This window comes from Pseudarthrobacter sp. MEB009, from assembly GCF_030208875.1.
GTDB lineage: Bacteria > Actinomycetota > Actinomycetes > Actinomycetales > Micrococcaceae > Arthrobacter.
On sequence record NZ_JARVTC010000005.1, the window covers coordinates 53681 to 75738 of the forward strand.

The 22058-nt window shown below is 67.1% G+C and carries 18 protein-coding genes; 10 read left to right on the forward strand and 8 right to left on the reverse strand.

Annotated features, from left to right (window positions below; translation table 11 throughout):
• Positions 1–53 precede the first annotated feature (53 nt).
• Positions 54–2480: a DEAD/DEAH box helicase gene (locus QRN07_RS04000; protein ID WP_285240378.1), complete on the reverse strand. Its 2427-nt coding sequence runs from the start codon at positions 2478–2480 to the stop codon at positions 54–56.
• A gap of 77 nt (positions 2481–2557) precedes the next feature.
• Positions 2558–3250 carry a GNAT family N-acetyltransferase gene (locus tag QRN07_RS04005; RefSeq protein ID WP_285240379.1) on the reverse strand — a complete coding sequence of 231 codons (693 nt, stop codon included), beginning with the start codon at positions 3248–3250 and terminating at the stop codon, positions 2558–2560.
• A gap of 142 nt (positions 3251–3392) precedes the next feature.
• Here QRN07_RS04005 and trhO point away from each other — a divergent pair, with 142 nt between their 5' ends.
• Positions 3393–4286, forward strand: a complete 894-nt coding sequence (gene trhO / locus QRN07_RS04010; RefSeq protein WP_285240380.1) for an oxygen-dependent tRNA uridine(34) hydroxylase TrhO — start codon at positions 3393–3395, stop codon at positions 4284–4286.
• On the opposite strand, the gene QRN07_RS04015 is transcribed toward trhO, so the two are convergent.
• Positions 4283–4870, reverse strand: a complete 588-nt coding sequence (locus QRN07_RS04015; protein ID WP_285240381.1) for a hypothetical protein — start codon at positions 4868–4870, stop codon at positions 4283–4285. The genes trhO and QRN07_RS04015 overlap by 4 nt on opposite strands.
• 47 nt (positions 4871–4917) lie before the next feature.
• A complete protein-coding gene (locus QRN07_RS04020; RefSeq protein ID WP_285240382.1) occupies positions 4918–5424 on the reverse strand; it encodes a DUF6023 family protein in 507 nt (168 codons plus the stop codon).
• A gap of 74 nt (positions 5425–5498) precedes the next feature.
• Here QRN07_RS04020 and QRN07_RS04025 point away from each other — a divergent pair, with 74 nt between their 5' ends.
• The 5 genes from QRN07_RS04025 (at position 5499) to proC (ending at position 12772) form a co-directional block, all read left to right on the forward strand.
• Positions 5499–7148 (forward strand): N5-glutamine methyltransferase family protein, encoded by a 1650-nt coding sequence (locus QRN07_RS04025; RefSeq protein ID WP_285240383.1) that lies wholly within the window; start codon positions 5499–5501, stop codon positions 7146–7148.
• Positions 7149–7271: 123 nt separating this feature from the next.
• The gene (gene topA, locus QRN07_RS04030) at positions 7272–10001 is read left to right on the forward strand and encodes a type I DNA topoisomerase (protein WP_056596439.1); all 2730 of its coding nucleotides are present in this window, start codon (positions 7272–7274) and stop codon (positions 9999–10001) included.
• Between the two features lie 113 nt (positions 10002–10114).
• Positions 10115–10567, forward strand: a complete 453-nt coding sequence (locus QRN07_RS04035; protein WP_056596444.1) for an SseB family protein — start codon at positions 10115–10117, stop codon at positions 10565–10567.
• 85 nt (positions 10568–10652) lie between these two features.
• Positions 10653–11657, forward strand: a complete 1005-nt coding sequence (locus QRN07_RS04040; RefSeq protein ID WP_285240384.1) for a Ppx/GppA phosphatase family protein — start codon at positions 10653–10655, stop codon at positions 11655–11657.
• Between the two features lie 281 nt (positions 11658–11938).
• The gene (gene proC, locus QRN07_RS04045) at positions 11939–12772 is read left to right on the forward strand and encodes a pyrroline-5-carboxylate reductase (RefSeq protein WP_050687435.1); all 834 of its coding nucleotides are present in this window, start codon (positions 11939–11941) and stop codon (positions 12770–12772) included.
• A 28-nt stretch (positions 12773–12800) separates the two neighbouring features.
• Here proC and QRN07_RS04050 read toward each other — a convergent pair whose 3' ends face one another.
• Both QRN07_RS04050 and QRN07_RS04055 read right to left on the reverse strand, forming a co-directional pair.
• Positions 12801–13439: a potassium channel family protein gene (locus QRN07_RS04050; protein WP_018761823.1), complete on the reverse strand. Its 639-nt coding sequence runs from the start codon at positions 13437–13439 to the stop codon at positions 12801–12803.
• 40 nt (positions 13440–13479) lie between these two features.
• Complete coding sequence (locus QRN07_RS04055) at positions 13480–14913, reverse strand: TrkH family potassium uptake protein (RefSeq protein ID WP_050687439.1); 1434 nt, start codon at positions 14911–14913, stop codon at positions 13480–13482.
• 103 nt (positions 14914–15016) lie between these two features.
• On the opposite strand from QRN07_RS04055, the gene QRN07_RS04060 reads away from it, so the two are divergent.
• A complete protein-coding gene (locus QRN07_RS04060) occupies positions 15017–16228 on the forward strand; it encodes an acetoin utilization protein AcuC (RefSeq protein ID WP_050687441.1) in 1212 nt (403 codons plus the stop codon).
• 77 nt (positions 16229–16305) lie between these two features.
• Positions 16306–16902, forward strand: a complete 597-nt coding sequence (locus QRN07_RS04065) for an ArsR/SmtB family transcription factor (RefSeq protein ID WP_285240385.1) — start codon at positions 16306–16308, stop codon at positions 16900–16902.
• A gap of 103 nt (positions 16903–17005) precedes the next feature.
• Here QRN07_RS04065 and QRN07_RS04070 read toward each other — a convergent pair whose 3' ends face one another.
• On the reverse strand, positions 17006–18343 hold the full coding sequence (locus QRN07_RS04070) for an alpha-hydroxy acid oxidase (protein ID WP_285240386.1): 1338 nt from the start codon (positions 18341–18343) through the stop codon (positions 17006–17008).
• A 97-nt stretch (positions 18344–18440) separates the two neighbouring features.
• On the opposite strand from QRN07_RS04070, the gene QRN07_RS04075 reads away from it, so the two are divergent.
• Positions 18441–19133, forward strand: coding sequence for a FadR/GntR family transcriptional regulator (locus QRN07_RS04075; RefSeq protein ID WP_056597393.1), 693 nt, complete (start codon positions 18441–18443; stop codon positions 19131–19133).
• Positions 19134–19214: 81 nt separating this feature from the next.
• Here QRN07_RS04075 and QRN07_RS04080 read toward each other — a convergent pair whose 3' ends face one another.
• A complete protein-coding gene (locus QRN07_RS04080) occupies positions 19215–20249 on the reverse strand; it encodes a LacI family DNA-binding transcriptional regulator (RefSeq protein WP_050684348.1) in 1035 nt (344 codons plus the stop codon).
• Between the two features lie 354 nt (positions 20250–20603).
• On the opposite strand from QRN07_RS04080, the gene QRN07_RS04085 reads away from it, so the two are divergent.
• Entirely contained in the window at positions 20604–22040 is a 1437-nt protein-coding gene (locus QRN07_RS04085) for a Gfo/Idh/MocA family protein (RefSeq protein ID WP_050684349.1), read from the forward strand.
• Positions 22041–22058: the final 18 nt, after the last annotated feature.

Consider the following 22058-nt stretch of genomic DNA (forward strand, 5'->3'; position numbering starts at 1 on the left):
GTCAGGTGAGCCGTTGTGAACTGCAGGTCCGGTCCGGCGCCGTGAACTCCTGGTCAGCCGGTGCTGCCGTCGGCTGGCGCTGGCCGGTTGTGGCCCTGGCCCCAGCCGGTGGAACCTGCAGGAGCCGGCGGCATCGCTTCGGTTGCGTCCTTCAGGAGCACGCCCAGGAGCGTCACGGCGCCGGTCTTGTCCAAAGGGTTGTTTTTGTTCCCGCACTTAGGGGACTGGACACAGGAGGGGCAACCGGACTCGCATTCGCAGGCCCGGATGGCGTCGCGGGTGGCCGTCAGCCAGACCTTGGCCTTGTCGAATGCGCGTTCGGCGAAACCTGCCCCGCCAGGGTGTCCGTCATAGACGAAGATGGTGGGCACTCCGGTGTCGGCGTGCAGCGCTGTGGAGACCCCGCCGATGTCCCACCTGTCACTGGAGGCCACCAGCGGCAGCAATCCGATGGCCGCATGTTCGGCGGCGTGCAGGGCGCCGGGAAATTCGGCTTCCACGAGCCCCGCTCCGGTCAGGGACCGGTTCCCCACCTCGAACCACACCGCCTTGGTAAAAAGATCCCTCGCGCCGAGTTCCAGCGGCTCCTCGCCGAGGACCTCGTTGGAGATCAAAGCCTTGCGCTGGAAGGAAACCACCTGCGTGGTCACCTTGACCTCGCCGAAATGCACCGAAACGTCGCCCCACGGGGCGGTCCGCTGGGTCTCGAGGACCTCGATCTGGGTGACATCGCGGGCCGTGGTGTAAAAATCGGGATTGGCCCGGCGCACCATCACGCAGTGGTCGTCCTCGTTGAGGTCCTCCACCACGTAGCTGTCCCCCTGATGGACGTACACGGCCCCGGTGTGGGCCTGGTAGTGCGTTTGCGGGGAATCCATGGTCCCCAGCAGGGAGCCGGTGTCGGCGTCCACGATGTTTACCGGTCCGCCGCCGTCCGCCCGGAGATGGACCATGGCGGCGGCACTCTGGGAATGCGTCCAAAACCACCCTGCGGGCCGGCGACGAAGGTATCCCTGCGCCACCAGCTGATCCAGGAGTCCCTCGGCCGAAGGACCAAACAGGGCCAGTTCGCCGGTTCCCAGCGGAAGTTCAGCTGCCGCGGCGCACAGGTGCGGTCCCAGGACGTAGGGGTTGGACGGGTCAAACACGGTGGCTTCCACGGAAACGTCGAAGATCGCCTCCGGATGGTTCACCAGGAACGTATCCAACGGATCGTCGCTGGCCACAAAGGCGGCGATGGCGTCCTGCCCCGCCCGGCCGGCCCGGCCGATCTGCTGGAACAGGGACGCCCGGGTCCCCGGCCAGCCGGCAACGAGGACGGCGTCGAGCCCGGAAATATCAATGCCCAGTTCCAGCGCCGAGGTGCTGGACACCCCCAGAAGTTCCCCGGAGCGGAGGGCCTTCTCCACCGCCCGCCGCTCCTCAGGAAGGTACCCCGAACGGTAGGCTGCCACCCGCTGCGGCAGGCTGGGATCCACCTCGTCCAGGAGGCGCTTGGTGATGGCCGAGATGGTCTCCGCCCCGCGCCGCGACTTGATGAACGCGATGGTGCGGATGCGCGCCGACACCAGGTTGGCCAGCAGGTCCGCTGTTTCGGCCACAGCGGTGCGCCGCACGTTGGCGCCGTTCTCGCCCCGGGCCTCGGTCAGTGCCGGCTCCCAGAAAGCCACTGTGGTGGCCCCGTGGGGCGAGCAGTCCGTGGACACGGCCTCCACCGGGGCGCCGATCAGCCGGGCGAACGAGGTATCCGGTTCCGAAGCCGTGGCGGAAGCCGCGATGAACACCGGCTCCGGGAAAGACGTTCCCGCCCCGTAGTAGGCACAGATCCGCCGCAGCCGCCGCATCAGGTTGGCCACGTGCGAGCCGAACACACCCCGGTAGCTGTGCGCCTCATCAACGATCACGTAGCGCAGCCGGCGGAAGAACCCGGCCCACCACGCATGGTTGGGAAGGATCCCGAAGTGCAGCATGTCCGGGTTCGCCAGGATGAAGTTGGCGTGGTCCCGGATCCAGCGCCGGGATGCCGGGTCGGTGTCGCCGTCGTAGGTTTCCGCGCGGACGGTAGGCAGCTTCAGGGCCCGGATCGCATTAAGCTGGTCGGCCGCCAGCGCTTTGGTGGGGGAGAGGTAAAGGGTCACGGCGCCGTCGTCGTGGATCCTGCCGGGTTCAGCGAGCACCCGCAGCTCCGAACGGTGGATGGCATCCAGGGCAGGCAACTGATACGCCAACGACTTGCCAGACGCCGTTCCGGTGGCCACCACAACATGCCTGCCGGCGTGGGCCACGTCTGCCGCGCGGACCTGATGCTTGTAGGGTTCGTGGATCCCCAACGTGCCATAGGCCGCCACAACGTCGGGGTGCACCCATTCCGGCCACGGCGCGTGCACTGCTTCGCGTGCCGGGATGGTGCGGACATGACGGAGCTGTTCCGGATCCGGGCCGCGGCCCAGCAGGGGAATCAGGGAGTCATGGGGGTTCACCCCGACATTCTTTCATCCGGTGGCACCCGGCGTCGCCGAATCCGCCCAAGGGGTAACCGGCGGCCGGCGCCCGGCCGTCAGCTGAGGGAAAGGTCCCCGCCGTCGTGGTCTGCCGAAAGCATCAGAACCCGGGAGACTGCGGTCCAGCCGAGGTGGGAATACAGTTTCTGGCCGTCGGTGGAGGCCAGCAGCAGCCCGTTCAGCACATCATGGCCGAAGGCCTGCGCCGCGAGGGCCCGCATGATGAAACTGCCCAGGCCGCGGCGCTGGAACGCCGGGTCCGTAACAATCTTGTCGAACACCGCGGTGTTGCCCACCACAAACAGCCTGCCACTGGCGGCGATGGTTTCGCCGGACCGCACTTCGGCGTAGTGCACGCCGTCCGTTTCGGAGGTGGACAGTTCCAGGTCATCGTCAGGCAGCCACGGATCCTCGGCGTCCTGGGTTTCCATGTCCACAATCATCATGGTCTGCGAATCCGAGGTCACGTTGAGCCCGTGCTGCTGCGCCAGCCGGGCGTACCGGGCGGTGTCGTTGGTGAGGATGGTCAGGACCATGGCCGGCGCCACCGCCACCTTGGCTGCCAGTTCGGCAAATTCAGCGTCCGAGGGGTCGGCTGCAAAGAATTCCCAGTCCCCGCTGCTCTCGGACCGCAAGGCGGCAGGGAACCGGCCCTCGGTGGAGGTGCGGTAGCCGCGGCAACCCGCCCAGCCGGCCACCCATAGTTCAAGAAGGCCTGTGATGTCTTCAATCGTGGTTTCCGGGCTCATGGCATGAGACTATTCCAGCCCGACGGCCAGCAACAGTGGCTGCAACAGTGCTTATCCAATCGTGATGCGCCAACGCCCCGGCCGCAGGCACCCTGCGGCGGGCGGACGGTGTCCGGGAACCCGAGCCGGTACCCTTAAATACGTGGCTTTAAACCGAATTGTGCTCTTTTACGGCTTTACCCCCCTCTCAGACCCGGACGCCGTCCGGCTCTGGCAGCGTGCCCTCTGCGAGAAGCTCGGCCTTACGGGCCGGATCCTGATTTCCCGGGACGGCATCAACGCCACGGTGGGCGGCGAAATCGGCGCGGTAAAGCAGTACGTAAAGACAACCCGCGAATACAAGGGCTTTGCAGGCATCGACATCAAATGGTCCGACGGCGGCGCAGCGGACTTCCCGCGGCTGAGCGTCAAGGTGCGCGATGAGATTGTCTCCTTCGGCGCGCCCGGGGAACTTAAGGTGGACGCGAACGGTGTGGTGGGCGGCGGGAAGCACCTCCAGCCCGAGGAACTGCACGAGCTGGTGGCCAACCGGAAACAGGCGGGCGAGGACGTGGTTTTCTTTGACGGCCGGAACGCCTTCGAGGCCCAGATCGGCAAGTTCAAGGACGCGGTGGTGCCCGATGTGGCCACCACGCACGACTTCATCAAGGAGCTGGAGTCCGGCAAGTACGACGCGCTGAAAGACAAACCCGTGGTCACCTACTGCACCGGCGGCATCCGCTGCGAGGTCCTGTCCAGCCTGATGGTCAACCGAGGTTTCAAAGAGGTGTATCAGCTGGACGGCGGGATTGTCAGGTACGGCGAGACCTTCAAGGACCAGGGTCTCTGGGAAGGGTCGCTGTACGTTTTTGACAAGCGGATGCACCTGGAATTCAGCGAGGACGCAAAAACCATCGGCCAGTGCGTCCGCTGCGCAGCCCCGACCAGCAAATTCGAGAACTGTTCCAACCCCAGCTGCCGCACCCTGACGCTGTACTGCTCCGAGTGCGCTGCCAGCCCGGAAACCCTGCGCTGCCCGGAAGGCTGCGCCGCCTAAGGGAACCGGCGGAACCGGTAAGCGTAGTTGGCTGCGGAGCCGGCCTCCACCGTGACGTGCACTGCCGTGTCCGAGGCAAGGTAGACGATGCTTTCGCGGTTGATGCCGCACCGCTGGGCCAGGTCCGCGAGGTCCATGGCGTCGGTGCGGAAGGTAAACACAACGCGCCGCAGGCTCCGGCAGGCCAACGCCAGCGCATAGGTGCCGGCCGCCAGAACCGGAGTGTCCTCCTTGAGGACCTCGCCGGGCGCCAACACGCCGGCGCCGGCGTACGCCACCGGCTGGGAAGCATTGGGCAAGGTCCGGGCCACCCAGTCAGCCAGCCCGTCCGGCGGCACAGGTTCCCGGCGGAGCGGATCGTAGGTGATGTCGGGTTCGGGGGTGGCGGGCGCGGCGGTGGATTGGGGCGCTGAACGCGGCAGGCCGTCGTCGTACGAATATTCGCAGCCGGTCAGGGCGACGGAGGACCCAAGCACCAGCAACCCCACTGACGCACGCCCCACGGTGGCCGTGAGCGTCCGTGCCTGCGTAGCCCGTGCCCTTTGCAGGCCACGGGGCGCGGAGGATTCCCGCACGGTGGGCATACGTCGACTGTATGCCTGCGGTGGCGGCCGGGCCAGTGCTGCAGGCCTTATTGCGTGGGCGTCACCTGGTACGCAAAGATCAGCGGCGCGTCGACGCTGGACGCGCTGATGTCCAGGGTCCCGGCCGACGAGACCGTGAAGCGTGTGGTCTCGAGGCTGCCGTTGCAGGCCGCACCTGCGTCCACTATTTCAACCCCGTCAACGGACACGGCGAAGAACGCTTTTCCGCCGCCTTCGCAGGTCACGGACAGGGTGTACCGACCGGCCGGAACATCCGCCGCTTCCGGGCTGATCCGGTCCCGGTTGAGGATTTTCCCTTCATCCTGGAGGAGGGTGCCTGGGTCGGTGGGCAGGGCCGTGGCCCGCCACTGTGGGACGTCTGCGTTTTCCACGGACAGCCCGGGCGAACATCCCGTCAGTGCCGCTGCCATGACCAACGCCCCCAGTGCAGCCCAGGCGGCGGGCCTGCGGGCCGGCAGGCGCAGGGGCCCGGACAGGCCGGAGGGCCCGGCAGGACGGCGCGCACGCAGGAGGGCAGGGAGGCAGGAAGGCATGCTTCCACGCTACCGCCTGCGCAGGGTGGCATGGCACCTCGGGAGCCGGCGGAGGACCGGACTAAACTTGGCCGGTGCCTAAATCCCCATTCGAGTTCACCGCCGGCAACACCCTCGATGCCCCGCGAAGCGACCGGCCGCACCTGCTGCAGGCCCTGGCCGCGGACCTGCGCCGCGCCGGTTACACGCTGGACGGCGTGGCGCAGCTGCTGGGCCCGTCAGCCTCCGCTGCCCTGAACCGGGACCAGATCATCCCGGCCCAGCTCGCCACGGATGCCGCCGCCAGCCGTGACAGCGGCACCGGGCCGCTGGCCGCCGTCGTCCGTCTTTGGCTCCTCGCCGAACCGCAGGAACGGGTGGCGCTCGACGCCGCGCTGCCGGGCCTGGGTGCGGACGGCCTGGTGGAGCTGGGACTCGTTGAGCCCGTCCCCGGCACCGCGCGGTTCGCAGCGCGCGCCGACCTGCGCCCCTACGGCTGGGATGCCAACACGGACGGCAGCGGCGGCGCCGAACTCTGGGTGGCCAGCGACCTCGCCGCCCACCAGCAGGAAGGCGTGCTGCGGCACGACCACGTGCTGGGCATCGGGCAGGCCTCCACCACCCTGGTCCAAACCACCGTGCGCCGCCACACGGAACGGGCCCTGGACCTGGGCACGGGCTGCGGCATCCAGGCGTTCCATCTCCTGCATCACTGCGAACACGTCACCGCCACGGACATCTCCGAACGGGCCCTGGCTTTTGCCCGCTTCAATATCCTGCTCAACGCCGAGGCCCTGTCCGTGGACCCGGACCGGCTGGCGGACCGGGTGAGCCTTCGCCTGGGATCGCTGCTGGAGCCCGTGGCCGGTGAGGAATTCGACCTGGTGGTTTCCAACCCGCCGTTCGTGATCACCCCGCGCCGATCAGGCGAGGACGCCGCCGGCCAGTTCACCTACCGGGACGGCGGCCTCCCCGGTGACGACATCGTGGCCTCCCTCGTGGCAGGGCTTCCCGGCCTGCTGTCCCCGGGCGGGACGGCGCAGCTGCTGGGCAACTGGGAAGTGGAGGCCGGCACTGAATGGCACCACCGGCCCCGGGCCTGGGTCAGCCCCGGCACCGACGCCTGGTTCATCCAGCGCGAGCAGGTCAGCCCCGAACAATACGCCGAAACCTGGCTGCAGGACGCCTCCGAGTCCCGGAACCGGGACCACTACCGGGAGGCCTACGGGGCCTACCTCGCGGACTTCGCAAGCCGGAACGTGGCAGGGATCGGGTTCGGCATGGTCTGGCTCCGCCGGCCCGCGGCCCCCGGCCAGGCCACCATCAGCCGGTTCGAGGAAATCACCTACCCCATCGAGCAACCCATCGGCCCGCATCTGGGCGCCGCCGTGGAGCGCAACGACGACGTGGCAGCGGACAGCATCGAAGCGGCGCACCTCATCGTGGCCGAGGACGTCACGGAGGAACGGCACCAGCGTCCCGGTGCCGAGCACCCGGGCGTGATCCTGCTCCGGCAGGGCGCCGGCCTGCGCCGGACCAACCTGTTGAGCACCGCACTGGCGGGGTTTGTGTCCGCCTGCGACGGCGACCTGACCGCCGGCCAGATCGCCGGTGCGCTGGAGGCCCTGCTGGGCGGAAGCCTGGCCGGGGAGGACGGATTCGATGCCCTGTCCTTCCGGCAGGAACTGCTCGCCGAAGTGGAAAACCTGGTCCGCGACGGCTTCCTCCTTCGGGCGGCCGGCTGACCCGTTCCGGCCGCTTCGCGGAGGCCGGTGTTTTCCACAGGAATGCGCACATTGGCCCAAAATATGGTGAACTAGGCCAATATGGGCTCATCTGCCCCAGCAACCTTTTTCTGTAGGAGCATCGTGCCAAGCAAGGCCAAAACCGGCAAGAAACTCGTGATTGTGGAGTCTCCGGCCAAGAGCAAGACCATCGCCAAGTACCTCGGCGAGGGTTTCATCGTTGAGGCCTCCATCGGTCACATCCGTGACCTGCCGCAGCCGTCCGAGCTTCCCGCGGAACTGAAAAAGACCTCCGTCGGCAAGTTCGCCGTCGACATTGACCACGACTTCAAGCCTTATTACGTCGTGTCAGCGGATAAAAAGAAGAAGGTGTCCGAGCTCAAAGCCGCGCTCAAGGATGCCGACGAACTTTACCTCGCAACTGATGGGGACCGCGAGGGCGAGGCCATCGCGTGGCACCTGCTGGAAGTGCTGAAGCCCAAGGTTCCGGTGTACCGGATGACGTTCGGCGAAATCACCAAGGAAGCCATCCAGCGCGCCATGGGAAACCTGCGCGACGTGGACACGGCACTCGTGGACGCACAGGAAACCCGCCGTGTGCTGGACCGCCTGTACGGCTACGAGATCTCCCCGGTGCTGTGGCGCAAGGTGGCCCGCGGCCTGTCCGCCGGGCGTGTGCAGTCCGTGGTGACGCGCATGGTGGTGGACCGCGAACGCGAACGCATGGCGTTCCGCGCCGCGTCCTACTGGGACCTGACCGGCCAGTTCGGGGCCGGGTCCGGCTCCTTCAAGGCCAAACTGGCTGCCGTGGACGGTGCCAAGGTGGCCACCGGCCGGGACTTCAACGACGACGGCGTCCTCACCTCCCGCAACGTTGCCCACCTCAACGAGGAGCTGGCCACGTCGCTGGCAGCAGGGCTCCAGGACGCCGCGTTCGCCGTCCGCTCCGTGGACACCAAGCCGTACACCCGGCGCCCCGCCGCGCCGTTCACCACGTCCACGCTGCAGCAGGAAGCCGGCCGCAAGCTCCGGTTCTCCTCCAAAAGCACCATGCAGGTGGCGCAGCGGCTGTACGAAAACGGCTACATCACCTATATGCGTACCGACTCCTCCTCGCTGAGCGACGAGGCCGTCACGGCCGCCCGCCGGCAGGCATCCGAGCTGTACGGGCCGGAGTACATCCCGGCCACCCCGCGCGTCTACTCCGGCAAGGCCGCCAACGCCCAGGAAGCCCACGAGGCCATCCGTCCCGCCGGCGACTCCTTCCGCACCCCGGCGCAGGTGGCCAAGCAGCTCTCCGGCGACGAGTTCCGCCTCTATGAACTGATCTGGAAGCGGACCGTCGCCTCCCAGATGGGTGACGCCAAGGGTTCCACGGCCACCATCCGCCTGGGCGCCACCGCCACGGACGGCCGCGACGCCGAATTCTCCGCCTCCGGCACCGTGATCACCTTCCCGGGCTTCCTGGCCGCCTACGAGGAAGGCAAGGACGAAAGCCGCGGCGACGACGACTCGGACGACGCCCGCCGCCTCCCGAACGTGGGCAAGGGAGACGCGCTGACGGCGTCGGACATCCTGGCAGTTGGCCACGAAACCTCGCCGCCGCCGCGCTTCACCGAAGCGTCGCTGACCGCGGAGCTGGAGAAGAAGGGCATCGGCCGGCCGTCCACGTACGCCTCGACGATCTCCACCATCCAGGACCGCGGATACGTCCGGAAGCAGGGCTCCGCGCTGGTGCCAAGCTGGATCGCGTTCTCCGTGATCCGCCTCCTCGAGCAGCACTTCACCGACTACGTGGACTACGAATTCACCGCGGACATGGAAGGCGACCTGGACAAGATCGCCAACGGCCAGGCTGTCGGAGCTGCCTGGCTGCGGCACTTCTACTTCGGTGAAGACGCCGACCCGGGCCTGCTCAGCATCGTCAACAACCTCGGCGAGATCGATGCCCGCGAAATCAATTCGATCCCCATCACGGACGAGATCACGCTGCGGGTGGGCAAGTTCGGCCCGTACCTGGAAAGTTCCGCCGCCACGGTGGATCCCAAAACCGGCGAAATTGTGGAGAACTCCCGCGCCAACGTCCCCGAGGACCTCGCACCCGACGAGCTCACCGCAGCCAAGGCCGTGGAACTCATGGAGACCGCTGCGCCGGAGGAGCGGGTGCTGGGTGCTGACCCGCACACCGGCCACACGGTGGTGGCCAAAAACGGCCGCTACGGCGCCTACGTCACTGAAGTCATTCCGGAAATGACCGAGGAACAGATCGCCAACCAGCCGGTGGAGTACTACAAAAACGGCAAGCCGAAGCCCCCCAAGAAGCCGGTCAAGGCGAAGCCGCGCACCGGTTCGTTGTTCAAGTCCATGACCGTGGACTCCGTCTCCCTGGATGAGGCGCTGCAGCTTATGAGCCTGCCGCGCGCGCTGGGTGAGGACGCCGAAGGCAACCTCATCACCGTCCAGAACGGCCGGTTCGGCCCGTATCTGAAGAAGGGCACCGACTCCCGTTCCATCGGCACGGAAGAGGAAATCTTCACCATCACGCTGGAGCAGGCGCTGGAAATCTACTCCCAGCCCAAGCAGCGCGGGGCTCGCGCAGCGGTTCCGCCGCTGGCCGAGTTCGGCCCGGACCCCGTCTCGGAGAAGAACATCGTGGTGAAGGAAGGCCGGTTCGGCCCGTACATCACCGATGGCATCACCAACATCACCGTCCCGCGGGCCACCTCCCTGGAGGAACTGACCCGGGAGCAGGCTGTGGAGCTTTTGGCTGAGAAGCGCGCCAAGGGCCCGGTCAAGCGCACGACGACGGCCCGCAAGGCACCTGCCAAAAAGAAGGCCGCTGCCAAGAAGTAAGCCGTGGCCCGGACCGGGGATCAGCCCGGTCCGGCGCGGATTGTCTCCGGTCCGGGCTGCCCGGCCGGCAGGCAGGAATTGCGGTGTTGCGCGCAACGTGATCGGGTAGGGGGATGAGTGAACAGCCTGCAATGACCGACCCCACGCCCCTGAACGACCTCGAGGAGAAGCTCGCCCAGGGCGGCCAGCCCGAGGCCAGCCCCGTGGACGTCATCCTGTCGTTCCTGAACAGCGAGGTCTACATCCTCAGCCCCGATGGTGTGGAAGGCCTGGACGCACAGGTGGAGCCGCTGGTCCTGGGCAACGCCGACGGTGATCCCGTCCTGGCCGTGTTCTCCCACCCCAGCCGGGTGGACGGACAGTTCCTGGAAGCGGCCCCGAACGTGCTGGGCACGCAGGGCGCCGCCATCATCGCCAACATCGGTGAGGAGCTGGGCATGGTCATCAACCCCGGCGCCGCCTACGGCTTCGAAATTAATCCCGAGGGCGTGGCCAATATCAAGCGCGACTTCAAGCGCGCCGACGAGCTCGCTGATGACGCCGCCGCGGATCCGGCCGGAGCCTGAGCCAGAACCTGTGACGCAGGACTTGTGACGCCGGGGTGCGTGCCGGGATGCCGGCGCGGTTGCCCGCAGGGGGAATAATGGCAGGATGCGGCTAGGCGTCCTTGATATTGGATCAAACACTGTCCACCTCCTCCTGGTGGATGCTCACCCCGGCGCGCGCCCTGTGCCGTTCGCTTCGCACAAGCGGCCGCTGTCCCTGGTCCAGTACCTGGAGCCGGACGGCAGCATCAGTGAGGAGGGCCAGCATGAGCTGACCGAGTTTGTTTTGGAGGCATGGGAGTTCGCCGCCCGGCACAAAGCCGATGACCTCTTGGCGTTCTGTACCTCCGCGATCCGCGAGGCCACCAACGGCGCGGCGGTGCTGGCCCGGGTGAAGCACGAAACCACCGTCACCCTGCAGGAACTGACAGGCAGCGAAGAAGCGTCCATGACGTTCTTCGCGGTTCGCCGCTGGCACGGCTGGGGCGCCGGTCCCATCCTCAACCTGGACATCGGGGGCGGCTCCTTCGAAATGGCGTTCGGCCAGGACGAGCTGCCGGAGATGGCCACCTCCGTTCCGCTCGGCGCCAGCAGGCTGACACGCGACTGGCTGTCCGAGGACCCGCCCTCGGCCCGCAGCGTCAAGGAACTCCGCCGCTACATCCGGGCCACGCTGAAGCCTGCAGTCAGCAGCTTCGACGGGCTTGGCAGGGCCAACGTGGTGGCCGGAACCTCCAAAACCTTCCGTTCGCTGGCCCGGATCGCCGGTGCAGCCCCCAGCGCCTCCGGTCCCTACATCAAACGTGAACTGCAGGCCTTCGACCTTGGCGTCTGGGCGCAGCGGATCTCGGCCATGAAGGCCGAGGACAGATTGCACCTGCCGGGCGTCTCGGAGGCGCGGGCGCACCAGCTCCTGGCTGGCGCCCTGGTGGCGGAGGCGGCGCTGGAACTCTTCAAATTCAAGAAGGTCCGGATCTGCCCCTGGGCGCTGCGCGAGGGCCTCATCCTGCGGCGGCTGGACCAGCTGGTGTTTGCCGGCCCGCTGGAGCCCGCGCCGCACGTTGCTGCAGCCGCAGGCCGCATTGCCGCCGAGGCCCCTGCCGGCGCTTGACCGTTGGTTTTCCCGGCGCCTGGCTCCCGGCGTTGGCGTTGGCGTTGGCGTTGGCGTTAAAAGCGAAAGCACCGGGGCCGGCAGCAGGAAAATGGGGGGAAACCCGCTGCCGGCCTCCGGTGCCTCGGGCAGGAATCCCCATCCCTGCCGCATCACTCGCACCCTCAATGAGGTAATAACTACATTAGGGACCCAACTTGTGAAGTCCCTGCAGTGGATCTGGGAGCCGGCTGGGAATCTTCACATCTGCGCCGGAACAGCCGAACTGCAATGATGGAGTCATGAGCAACCGAATCGCATTCCTTGGCTGTGGATCCATGAACGAAGCCATCCTTGGTGGCCTGGTGGAATCGGGAACAAGTCCCGCAGACATCGTGGCCACCGTCCGGAGGGCCGGTCGCGCTGCGGAACTTGCCGAACGCCATCCGGGAATCACCGCCATTGCCGGCGAAGAGGAACCGGACAACAACAAGCAGGCCAGCATTGGCTCGGCCGTGGTCATCCTTGGCGTCAAACCGGTGGGCATCGCCGACCTGGCCCGCGAAATCAGCGGTTCCCTGTCGCCGGACACCATCGTGGTGAGCGTCGCGGCGGCGGTGTCCCTTGCCCAGCTTGAAGCTGCCCTGCCGGATGGCCAGCCCGTCATCAGGTCCATGCCCAACACGCCGGCCCGGCTTGGCCGCGGCGTGGTATCGGTCTCCCCGGGCACCAACTGCTCCCCGGACCAGCTGCAGCTGGTTAAGGAGCTCCTGCAGGGCACCGGAACCGTGGTGGAGGTACCCGAGGAGCACGTGGACGCGCTCTCGGCCATCAGCGGCTCCGGCCCGGCCTACGCGTTTTACCTCGCCGAGGCCATGGCGACCGCTGGCGAGGAACTGGGTCTGGACCGCGAACTGTCCCAGCTCCTGGCCCGCGAAACTGTGGCCGGAGCCGGCTTTATGCTGGCGGAACCAGGCGCCGATGCCGCCGCGCTGCGTAAATCGGTGACCAGCCCCAACGGCACCACCGAACGCGCCATTGCAACGTTCGACGAGCAGGGCATCCCCGCGATCATTGCCGCCGGCGCCCGCGCCGCCGCTGACCGGGCAGCGGAAATCACGCAACAGCTCGGCTGAGGCCCTGGTCCACCGCCACCGCCCGGGATCAGGGCCTTGCCGCGAAGCGTTCCAGCAGGTCCACGTGGCCTGACACGATCAGCATGTCGCGGGAGGAGACCTTGGTTTCGGGCCGGGCGTAGGTGAAGTCCTCGCCGGGAGACTTCACACCCACGATGGTCACCCCGTACTTGGAACGGACCTTCGACTCGTCAAGGGTGAAGCCCACCGTTTCGCGGGGTGGGTACATCTTCACGATGGCGAAGTCGTCGTCGAACTCGATGAAGTCCAGCATGCGGCCGGACACCAGGTGTGCGGCCCTGACGCCGGCGTCGGCTTCGGGATAAATCACGTGGTTGGCGCCGATCCGGGTGAGGATCTTGCCGTGGGAGGGCGTAATGGCCTTGACCCACAGGTGTTCGATGCCGAGGTCCACGAGGTTCACGGTGATCAGCACCGAGGACTCGATGGAGGTTCCCACTCCCACAACGGCGGAGCTGAACTCCTGCGCGCCCAGCTGGCGGAGCGCGTCGATGTTGGTGGCGTCCGCCTCCACCACGTGGGTGAGCAGCGGTGCCCATTTCTGGACCAGGTTCCGGTCGCGTTCGATCGCGAGCACTTCGCGGCCCTGCTTCACCAGCTGTTCAGCGGTGGACGACCCGAAGCGGCCAAGCCCGATGACCAGCACGGGTGCGTTGTGGGCCGGCCTGCGGGGAGCGTCTGGTGAACTAGCCAATGATGGGCCTCTCTTCGGGGTAGTGGAACAGCTGGCTGCGCTGGCGCAGCGCCAGTCCGGCGGCGAGGGTCACGGTGCCCACACGGCCGGCAAACATCAGCGCCGTCAGGACATACACGCCTTCCGGCGGCAGCTCGGCGCTCAGGTTGGTGCTGAGCCCCACGGTGGCGAATGCGGAGATCGTCTCGAACAGTACCCGGTCCATGGATTCGCCGCTGATGTGGAGCAGCAGGAACGCTGACACAGAGACCAGCGTGGCTCCGGCCACGATGACCGAGATGGCCACCCGCATGGTGCCCTGCGGGATGGTCCGGCCATAAACCTTTACGTCGGCGTCGCCGCGGGCTTCGGCAACGATGGCCAGGAACATCACGGCAATGGTGGTGACCTTGATGCCGCCGGCTGTTGAAGCGGAGCCGCCGCCGGCAAACATCAGGGCGTCGGTGAGGAGCATGGTGGTGGACTCCATCTGGTTCTGGTCCACCAGGTTGAAGCCGCCGGACCTGGTCATCACGGACGCGAACAGGGAATGGGTGATCTTGTCGCCCAGGTCCATGCCACCGATGGTCCGGAGGTTTTCCCATTCCATCAGCCCCCACAGGACCGAGCCCGAGACCAAGAGGATGAACGAGACCTGGATGGTGAGCTTGGTGTGGAGGTTCCACTTCTTCCAGTTCAGCCCGTTCTGCTGCAGGACCATCACCACGGGGAAGCCCAGGCTGCCCAGGAATACACCCAGCATGAGGGGAACCAGGATCCAGAGGTCCGTCTCGTAGGGGACGATGCCGTCAGAATGGGGCGTGAAGCCTGCGTTGTTGAACGCGGAAATGGCGTAGAAAATACCGTGCCAGACGGACTGCCAGAACGGTTCGCCCAGGGTGAGGAACCGAGGGATCAGGGTCAGCGCCAGGATCCCCTCGATCACCACCGACGTGGTGATGACGATCCGCAGCAGGGTGCCCACCTCACCCAGGCGGCCGGCGTTGTTCATGGCTTCCTGGGCGATCAGCTTGCCGCGGACGCCCAGCCTCTTGCTCACCATCAGCGCGAGCAGCGAGGCGAGTGTCAGCGTGCCGAGACCGCCGACGAAGATGCCCACCAGGATGACAAGCTGACCGAAAAACGACCAGTGCACCGCCGTCGACACCACTGTCAGGCCCGTGACGCAGACTGCCGAGACGGCCGTGAACATGGCCTGGTACAAGGGTGTGGGGGTTCCCGTGGCTGAGGCGAACGGCAGGGACAGCAGGAACGTGAACAACAGGCACACCGCGGCGAATGCGCTGAGGGCAAGGCGGGCGGGGGAGGTGTTGGCGATGTCGTCAATGAAGTCGCGCAGCCGCGTGAAGATCCAGAGGCCCTCCCGGTCCTGCGCTGCGGGGTGCCAGCTGGCCGGGTTCCGGGGCCTCGACTGGCTTTGCGTCATTTGTGCTTTTCCTCGGTCGAAACTGCTTCCCTGAGTAGTAAACCACTAATACCGGCGTAATGGCCGGGGCTTCGGGGCACCGCGCTCCGGTAGCCTGTGATTGATGACATACCTGCCCGGTCTCAGCCAGCCCGCGCCGCCAACCACTGTGGCGTGGAGTCCTGCCATGACGGCCTACAACTTTGGTCCCGGCCACCCGATGGCGCCTGAGCGGATGGACCTGACGGCGCGGCTGGCCGGCAGCCTGGGCCTCTTCGACCTGCCGCACGTGGACGTCGCGGCCCCGGAAGTGGCCACGGACCAGGAACTGTCGACAGTGCACTCCGCAGACTTCGTGGCGGCCGTGCGCCGCGTCAGTACCGATCCCACCCAGACGGACCAAGCCCGCGGCCTGGGGACCGATGATGATCCTGCCTTCGCCGGCATGCACGAGGCCGCCGGCCGGCTGGCGGGCGGCTCGCTGATGTCTGCCTCGCGGATCCTGGATGGCTCCGCGCTGCATGCGGTGAATTTCGGTGGCGGCATGCACCATGCGTCCCGGGAGAGGGCCAGCGGGTTCTGTATTTACAACGACGCGGCCCTGGCCGTGCAGCGGCTGCTGGACGGCGGCGTCAGCAAAGTGGCGTACATCGACGTGGACGCCCACCACGGCGACGGGACGCAGAGCATCTTCTGGGACGATCCCAGGGTGCTCACCGTGTCGCTGCATGAAAGCGGCCTGACCCTGTTTCCCGGGACCGGCTTCGCCAACGAGACCGGCGGGACCAATGCCGAAGGAACGGCGGTGAACGTTGCGTTGCCGTCAGGGACCGGGGACGCCGGCTGGCTGCGGGCCTTCCACGCCGTGGTGCCGCAACTGGTGGCTGCCTTTGCGCCGGAGGTGATTGTCAGCCAGCACGGCTGCGACTCGCACCGCGGGGACCCCCTCACGCACCTCAATCTCAGCGTGGACGGACAACGCGAGGCGGTCACCGCCGTCGGGAATATGGCTGCACGCCATTGCGGCGACCGCTGGATCGCCACCGGCGGCGGTGGATACAACGTGCTCCAAGTGGTTCCCCGGGCCTGGAGCCACCTGATAGCAATCGCCGCGGGCCGTCCGGTGCCGTTGCGGACCCCTGTGCCGGATGACTGGCGCCGGTATGTGGAGGAGAAGTTCGGGACCGCTGCGCCGGGCCTGATGGGCGATGACGTGGAGCTGTGGTGGCGTTCCTGGGAGGTGGGATTTGATCCCAACGACGCCGTGGACCGCACCGTGATGGCCACCCGCAAGGCTGTTTTCCCGGTGCATGGGCTGGACCCGTGGTTTGACTGAAACCGCCCCCGGCCGGGGCACTGCATCCGCCGAAATAGTGGATGCCTTTCGGCGTATATGTCGCTAGGGTGGGAGGCATGGTGACAGACGACGTATTTGCCGTCATTGCGGAATCGACCCGGCGGGACATTTTGATGTGCCTGCGTGCCGGCGACAAAGCCGTGGGGGAATTGGTGGAGGAGCTGGCCGCGAGCCAGCCCACAATTTCGAAGCACCTGAAAGTTCTGCGCGAGGCCCAGCTGGTCAGCATGCGGGCCCAGGGCCAGAAGCGTTACTACGCTCTGAACCGGAAGCCGCTGGAGGGCATTGCCAGCTGGCTGGAGACGTTCGACGTCGGCGGCGGGGCTGCCGCGGAGACGGCCCCTTCCGTACAGCCGCCTGCGCCGGGCCAGGCTCCGGCGTTTGTGGTGGCAGCACCGGCCCCGTCTGCAGAAACCACAGCCCGCTCCACCGCAGGCGACATACCGCTGGCAGCCGTTGCGGACTCCAGCCCGGCGGATGTCCTGGTGCGGGACGGTGCCGAGTTGAGTGCCGCCGTCGTGATTCCCGGCGGCACCAGCACCACGCTCAGCGACGACACTGTTCCCCAGCAGATTGGCCGCACCGTGGGCCGTGCCGCCACGAAGGCCGCGGACCTGCTGGCGAACCTCCCCAAGTTCGGCCGCAAGAAGTAGCCCTCACCCAACTGACTCGCAGTTGTTGTCGTTTTCAGCGCTCAAAACGACAACAACTGCGAGTCAGTTGGGAGGGAGGGGGCGGGGCCGGGGTGGGCTCGGGCTACTTGTTGAGCAGGCGGACGTGGTCCGGGGTGAGCTCCGAGATCCGGCTGACGCCCAGCAGCGCCATGGTGCGGGCCATGTCCTTCTCCAGGATCTGCAGGGCGCGGTCCACGCCCAGCCGGCCGCCGGCCATCAGGCCGTAGAGGTATGCGCGGCCAATCAGCGTGAAGTCCGCGCCGAGGGCCAGTGCCGCGACGATGTCCGCGCCGCTCATGATGCCGGTGTCCAGGATGATCGCGGCGTCGGAGTTGTCCTTGGTGAAGGCTTCCTTGACCTCAGGCAGCAGGTGGAACGGGATGGGCGCCCGGTCCAGCTGGCGGCCGCCGTGGTTGGACAGCACCACACCGTCGGCCCCGTGGTCCACCACGCGGCGGGCGTCCTCGGCGGTCTGGATGCCCTTGACCACCAGCTTGCCCTTCCAGGTCTCGCGCAGCCAGTCGAGGTCCTCAAACGTGAGGGTGGGATCGAACATGGAGTTGATGAGGTCCGCGACGGTGCCGGTGTAGCGGGACAGCGATGCGAAGGTCAGCGGCTCGTGGGTGAGGAAGTTGAACCACCAGGCCGGCCGGTAGGAGGCGTCGAGGACGGTCTTGACGGTCAGTGCCGGCGGAATGGTCATGCCGTTGCGGACATCGCGCAGCCGGGCGCCGGCGACGGCGGTGTCCACCGTGACCATCAGGGTGTCGTTGCCCGCCTTGGCGGCGCGTTCGATCAGTTCCAGGGACCGGTCGCGGTCCGTCCACAGGTAGAGCTGGAACCAGTTGCGGCCGTTCGGGGCTGCCGCTGCGACGTCCTCGATGGACGCGGTGCCCATGGTGGAGAGGGTGTAGGGGATCCCGGCGGCTTCGGCGGCCTGCGAGCCGGCGTACTCGCCCTCGGACTGCATCATCCGGGTGAAGCCGGTGGGGGCGATGCCCACGGGCAGGCGGGAGGTCTTGCCCAGGATCTCGGTGCTCAGGTCGATGCTGGAGACGTTCCGGAGGATGCCCGGACGGAACTCGATGTCCAGGAACGCCTGGCGGGCGCGGCGGAGGGTGATTTCCTCCTCGGCGGCACCGTCCGTGTAGTCGAACGGTGCCTGCGGGGTGCGGCGCTTGGCCATGTCGCGCAGTTCCCAGATGGTGCTGGCGCGCTTGAGCCGCGCCTCCTTGCTGAACTCCGGCTTTTTGAACTGCATCAGCGGGGCCAGGTCCGAGTACTTGGGGATCCGGCGCTTCAGGGCCGCGGGCACTGACTTCGCAGCGGCGGCGGGAGCGGAAACAGGCGCGGCCGGAACGTCCGTGGCGGCCGTGGCCGGTGTGGTTTCCGGATTGTTGGGCTGGATGGTGTGGGTCATGGCGTCCTCCATTGGGCCGGCAGGTCCGCGGCGGAACCTCTGTGGTCTAACCACACTGTAGGGCATGTGGTCCAACCACATCAACTACCATTGCATCATGCGTACCCACCAGCTGGTCCTGACCTGGATCGAGAACGAACTTTCCGCTGGCCGGCTGATGGTGGGCGGCCGGCTGCCGGCCGAACGGAGCCTTGCTGAGCAGCTGGCCGTGTCGCGGACCTCGGTCCGGGAAGCCATCCGGATCCTTGAAGCCATGGGGGTGGTCCGTGCCGGGGTGGGCTCGGGCCCCGAAGCCGGCACCGTGGTGATTTCGGATCCGACGGCGGCCCTGGGCTCGGCCCTCCGGCTCCACGTGGCCACCCAGCACCTGCCGGTCAAGGACATCGTGGAAACCCGGGTGCTGCTCGAATCCTGGGCGGTGTCCCAGGCCAGCCCGGACGCCCCGGGGCTCCGGAACGCTGCGGCGCTGCTGGCCGGGATGGACGAGCCGGGCCTGTCAGTGGACGAATTCCTGGCCCTGGATGTGCAGTTCCACCTGGCATTGGCGGATGCTGCCGGCAACGCCGTGGTGAGCGCCATGATGGGCTCGCTGCGCGAATCGATCCAGGGTTACGCGGGGCGGCTGACCGCCAACCTTCCTGATTGGGCGGCCACCGCGTCCCGGCTCATGGCAGAGCACCACCAGATCCTCGACGCCATTACCGCGCACGACGGCGGGCGGGCGGCAAAGCTCGTGGCGGCCCACATCGAGGGGTACTACCAGGAGGCGGGGCTGGGTCCGTCCGCCTGACCCTCAGGGGCCAGACGGAAAGGGGCCAGACGGCGCGGAGCCAGGCGGCGGCGGAGGGTGGTCGGGCCGGACCGGGAAAGCTCAGCCGTGGACTGCCTGCCGTGGAGCCTTGGCCGGTCCGGTGGAAGCCCGCACTTCCAGCCGTGGCTGGTAGCGGCTGCCCGGGGCGTCGTTGTCTTCCTTCCGGATGAGGGCCCGGAGCTGGTGCCAGGCCTGCTCGCCGAGTTCGGTGATGGGTACGGCCGCCGTCGTCAGGGCGGGGGTGGTGTACTTCGCGAAAGGGATGTCGTCGAAGCCTGTCACCGAAATGTCCCCCGGGACCTGCAGGCCGCGCTCATGTAGCCCGCTCATCAGGCCCATGGCCACGAGGTCGTTGAAGGCCAGGATTCCCGTGGCGCCGCTTTCCAGGACGGCGTCCACTGCCCCGTGGCCGGTGTCGAAGTCCGAGCCGCCTTCCAGCATCCTGACCTCCACCTGGGGGTGGGCGGCCTTGAAGGCCTCCAGGCCCTGGAGCCGGAGCCCGTTGGAGGCACTGCGGGGCGGGCCGGACAGGAACGCAAGGCGGGTGTGGCCAAGTTCCACCAGGTGTTCGGCGATGTCCTGGACCCCCTGCCCGTAATCCACCACCAGGCTGGGGATGTCGTCGGCATCGGTGGTCCGGTTGATCAGCACCAGGGGCCGCAATGACGGTGCGATCTCTTCCAGTTCGGCATCCGACATGCGCGGGGCGCAGAGGACCAGCCCGTCGCACCGGCGCCGGGCTTCGCCGGCCAGGATCGCTTCCTCGCTGGAAACCTCGAAGGAATCGGCGATGAGGACGCGGTAGCCGTCTTGCGCGGCGGCGCGGCTCAGGCCACGCAGGATGGCCTGGAAGGTGGGGTTGGCCAGGTCCGGGACCACAATGCCAATGGTGTCTGTTTTGCCCAGCGCCAGGCTGCGGCCCACAGGGTTGGGCTGGTACTTCAGCTCCGCAGCGGCTGCCCGGACGCGGGCGGCGATATCCGGGTCCACCGTGAAGTTACCGTTCATCACGCGGGAAACCGTGGCGTGCGAGACGCCTGCCTTGACGGCGACATCTGCGATGCCGATCCTGCCGGTTGCCGATCTCCTGACCATGGTGGTCCCTTCGTTTTATGCCGGGGCAGGGGGCGTTGGCCTCCTGCCTCCGGTGGCGGCATCCCACGCCGGGGTGCCGGGTAATGAGTCACAGCATATAACGGTGCGGGAAAACGATTTCTACTGTTTTCCCGCGTTTTCCCACACTATCCGGACGGTTTTCCGCCCGGATGGCACGACAGTGCCGAAGAAAACGGTTTCTGCCAGTGTCCATATGGTTGACGGATGGTGCCGGAGGTTGATACAAATCATATAGCGATCTGAGAAAACGCTTTCTCGCCGGGCGGAACAAAATGCCCACGCCGAACCTCCTGGAGCCGCCCACGCGGCCGGGTACACGTCGAAAGGGACCCCATGGTCAGCACAGCCGAGTCGAGTTCACCAGCAACGGCACCCCAGTCCGCTCCCACGGCCGGCACCGCTGCCGCAGGGACCGGAAAAGCCCGCCTCGCCCTGATCGGCACCGGCGGCCGGTCCGAAATGTACATCCGCGCCGTCTACGGCGAGCACGCCGGGACCGCCGAGCTGGTGGCGTTTTCCGACGTCAACCCCGGCCGGGTGGAGTTCTACCAGAAGCTGATCCAGGAACTGGGCGCGCCGGGACCGGTGGCATCGTTTGATCCCGCCGACCTCACCGCGTTCATCCAGGCCAACAACATCGACCGCGTTGTGGTCACCACGCCCGATTACACCCACGCCGACTACATCGTCGAAGCCCTGCGCGCCGGCGCCGACGTGGTGGTGGAGAAGCCGCTCACCATCGACGCCGAAGGTTGCCGCCGGATCACCGCCGCGGTGCAGGAGACCGGCCGGAACGTGGTGGTCACGTTCAACTACCGCTACTCACCGCGCAACAGCGCCCTGAAGGAGATCATCCAGAGCGGCGTGATCGGCAAGGTCACCTCCGTCGACTTCAGCTGGGTCCTGGACACCGTCCACGGCGCCGACTACTTCCGCCGCTGGCACCGCGAGAAGAAGAACTCCGGCGGCCTGCTCATCCACAAGGCCTCGCACCACTTCGACCTGGTCAACTGGTGGATCAATGACGTCCCCGAGCGCGTCTTCGCCTCCGGTGGGCTGAAGTTCTATGGCGACAAAAACGCCGCGGAACGCGGACTTGGCCCGCGTCCGGAACGTGGCACACCCGACGCCGATGCTCCCGCCACCACGGCGAAGGATCCGTTCACCCTTGACCTGCGGGATGACGAGCGGCTCAAGGCCCTCTTCCTGGACAACGAGCACTACGACGGCTACCGCCGCGACCAGGACGTCTTCACCGGTGGCATCACCATCGAGGACAACCTGGCGCTCGTCGTCGAATACCAGGGCGGGCCGCGCCTGAGCTACTCCCTGAACGCCCACAGCCCGTGGGAGGGCTACCGCGTTTCCGTCAACGGCACCGAAGGCCGCGCCGAACTTGAGGTGGTGGAGCGGGCCGCCGTCACGTCCAGCACGGACAAAAAGACGGTGGTGGACCCGAGCGCAACCCCCATCGAGGAAGACGACGCCATCCGCCGCAACGGCGAGCGCCTGGTGGTCCAGCGCCACTGGGAAGCTGCCTACGAGGTGCCGATCGTCAACGGCGAAGGCGGACACGGCGGCGGCGACGCCCTGCTGCTGTCCGACCTGTTCAACGGACCCGGCGAAGACCCGCTGGGCCGGCCGTCCGGCTACCTGGATGGCCTGCGTTCGGTATCTGTCGGCATCGCCGGCAACCGCTCGCTGGAATCCTCCCTGCCCGTCCGCATCGAAGACCTCGACCTCGGTGTCGACCTTCGCCGCGGCGCCTAATCCGTGCCCTGAGAACCT

What these genes read in the sequence shown, in the direction of transcription:
- QRN07_RS04015 (WP_285240381.1), bottom strand. Translation starts at nt 4,870, where the DNA reads ATGCCCACCGTGCGGGAATCCTCCGCGCCCCGTGGCCTGCAAAGGGCA.
- proC (WP_050687435.1), top strand. Translation starts at nt 11,939, where the DNA reads ATGAGCAACCGAATCGCATTCCTTGGCTGTGGATCCATGAACGAAGCC.
- QRN07_RS04060 (WP_050687441.1), top strand. Translation starts at nt 15,017, where the DNA reads ATGACATACCTGCCCGGTCTCAGCCAGCCCGCGCCGCCAACCACTGTG.
- QRN07_RS04005 (WP_285240379.1), bottom strand. Translation starts at nt 3,250, where the DNA reads ATGAGCCCGGAAACCACGATTGAAGACATCACAGGCCTTCTTGAACTA.
- QRN07_RS04035 (WP_056596444.1), top strand. Translation starts at nt 10,115, where the DNA reads ATGAGTGAACAGCCTGCAATGACCGACCCCACGCCCCTGAACGACCTC.
- QRN07_RS04075 (WP_056597393.1), top strand. Translation starts at nt 18,441, where the DNA reads ATGCGTACCCACCAGCTGGTCCTGACCTGGATCGAGAACGAACTTTCC.
- QRN07_RS04070 (WP_285240386.1), bottom strand. Translation starts at nt 18,343, where the DNA reads ATGACCCACACCATCCAGCCCAACAATCCGGAAACCACACCGGCCACG.
- QRN07_RS04020 (WP_285240382.1), bottom strand. Translation starts at nt 5,424, where the DNA reads ATGCCTTCCTGCCTCCCTGCCCTCCTGCGTGCGCGCCGTCCTGCCGGG.
- QRN07_RS04065 (WP_285240385.1), top strand. Translation starts at nt 16,306, where the DNA reads ATGGTGACAGACGACGTATTTGCCGTCATTGCGGAATCGACCCGGCGG.
- QRN07_RS04040 (WP_285240384.1), top strand. Translation starts at nt 10,653, where the DNA reads ATGCGGCTAGGCGTCCTTGATATTGGATCAAACACTGTCCACCTCCTC.
- QRN07_RS04055 (WP_050687439.1), bottom strand. Translation starts at nt 14,913, where the DNA reads ATGACGCAAAGCCAGTCGAGGCCCCGGAACCCGGCCAGCTGGCACCCC.
- QRN07_RS04080 (WP_050684348.1), bottom strand. Translation starts at nt 20,249, where the DNA reads ATGGTCAGGAGATCGGCAACCGGCAGGATCGGCATCGCAGATGTCGCC.
- QRN07_RS04085 (WP_050684349.1), top strand. Translation starts at nt 20,604, where the DNA reads ATGGTCAGCACAGCCGAGTCGAGTTCACCAGCAACGGCACCCCAGTCC.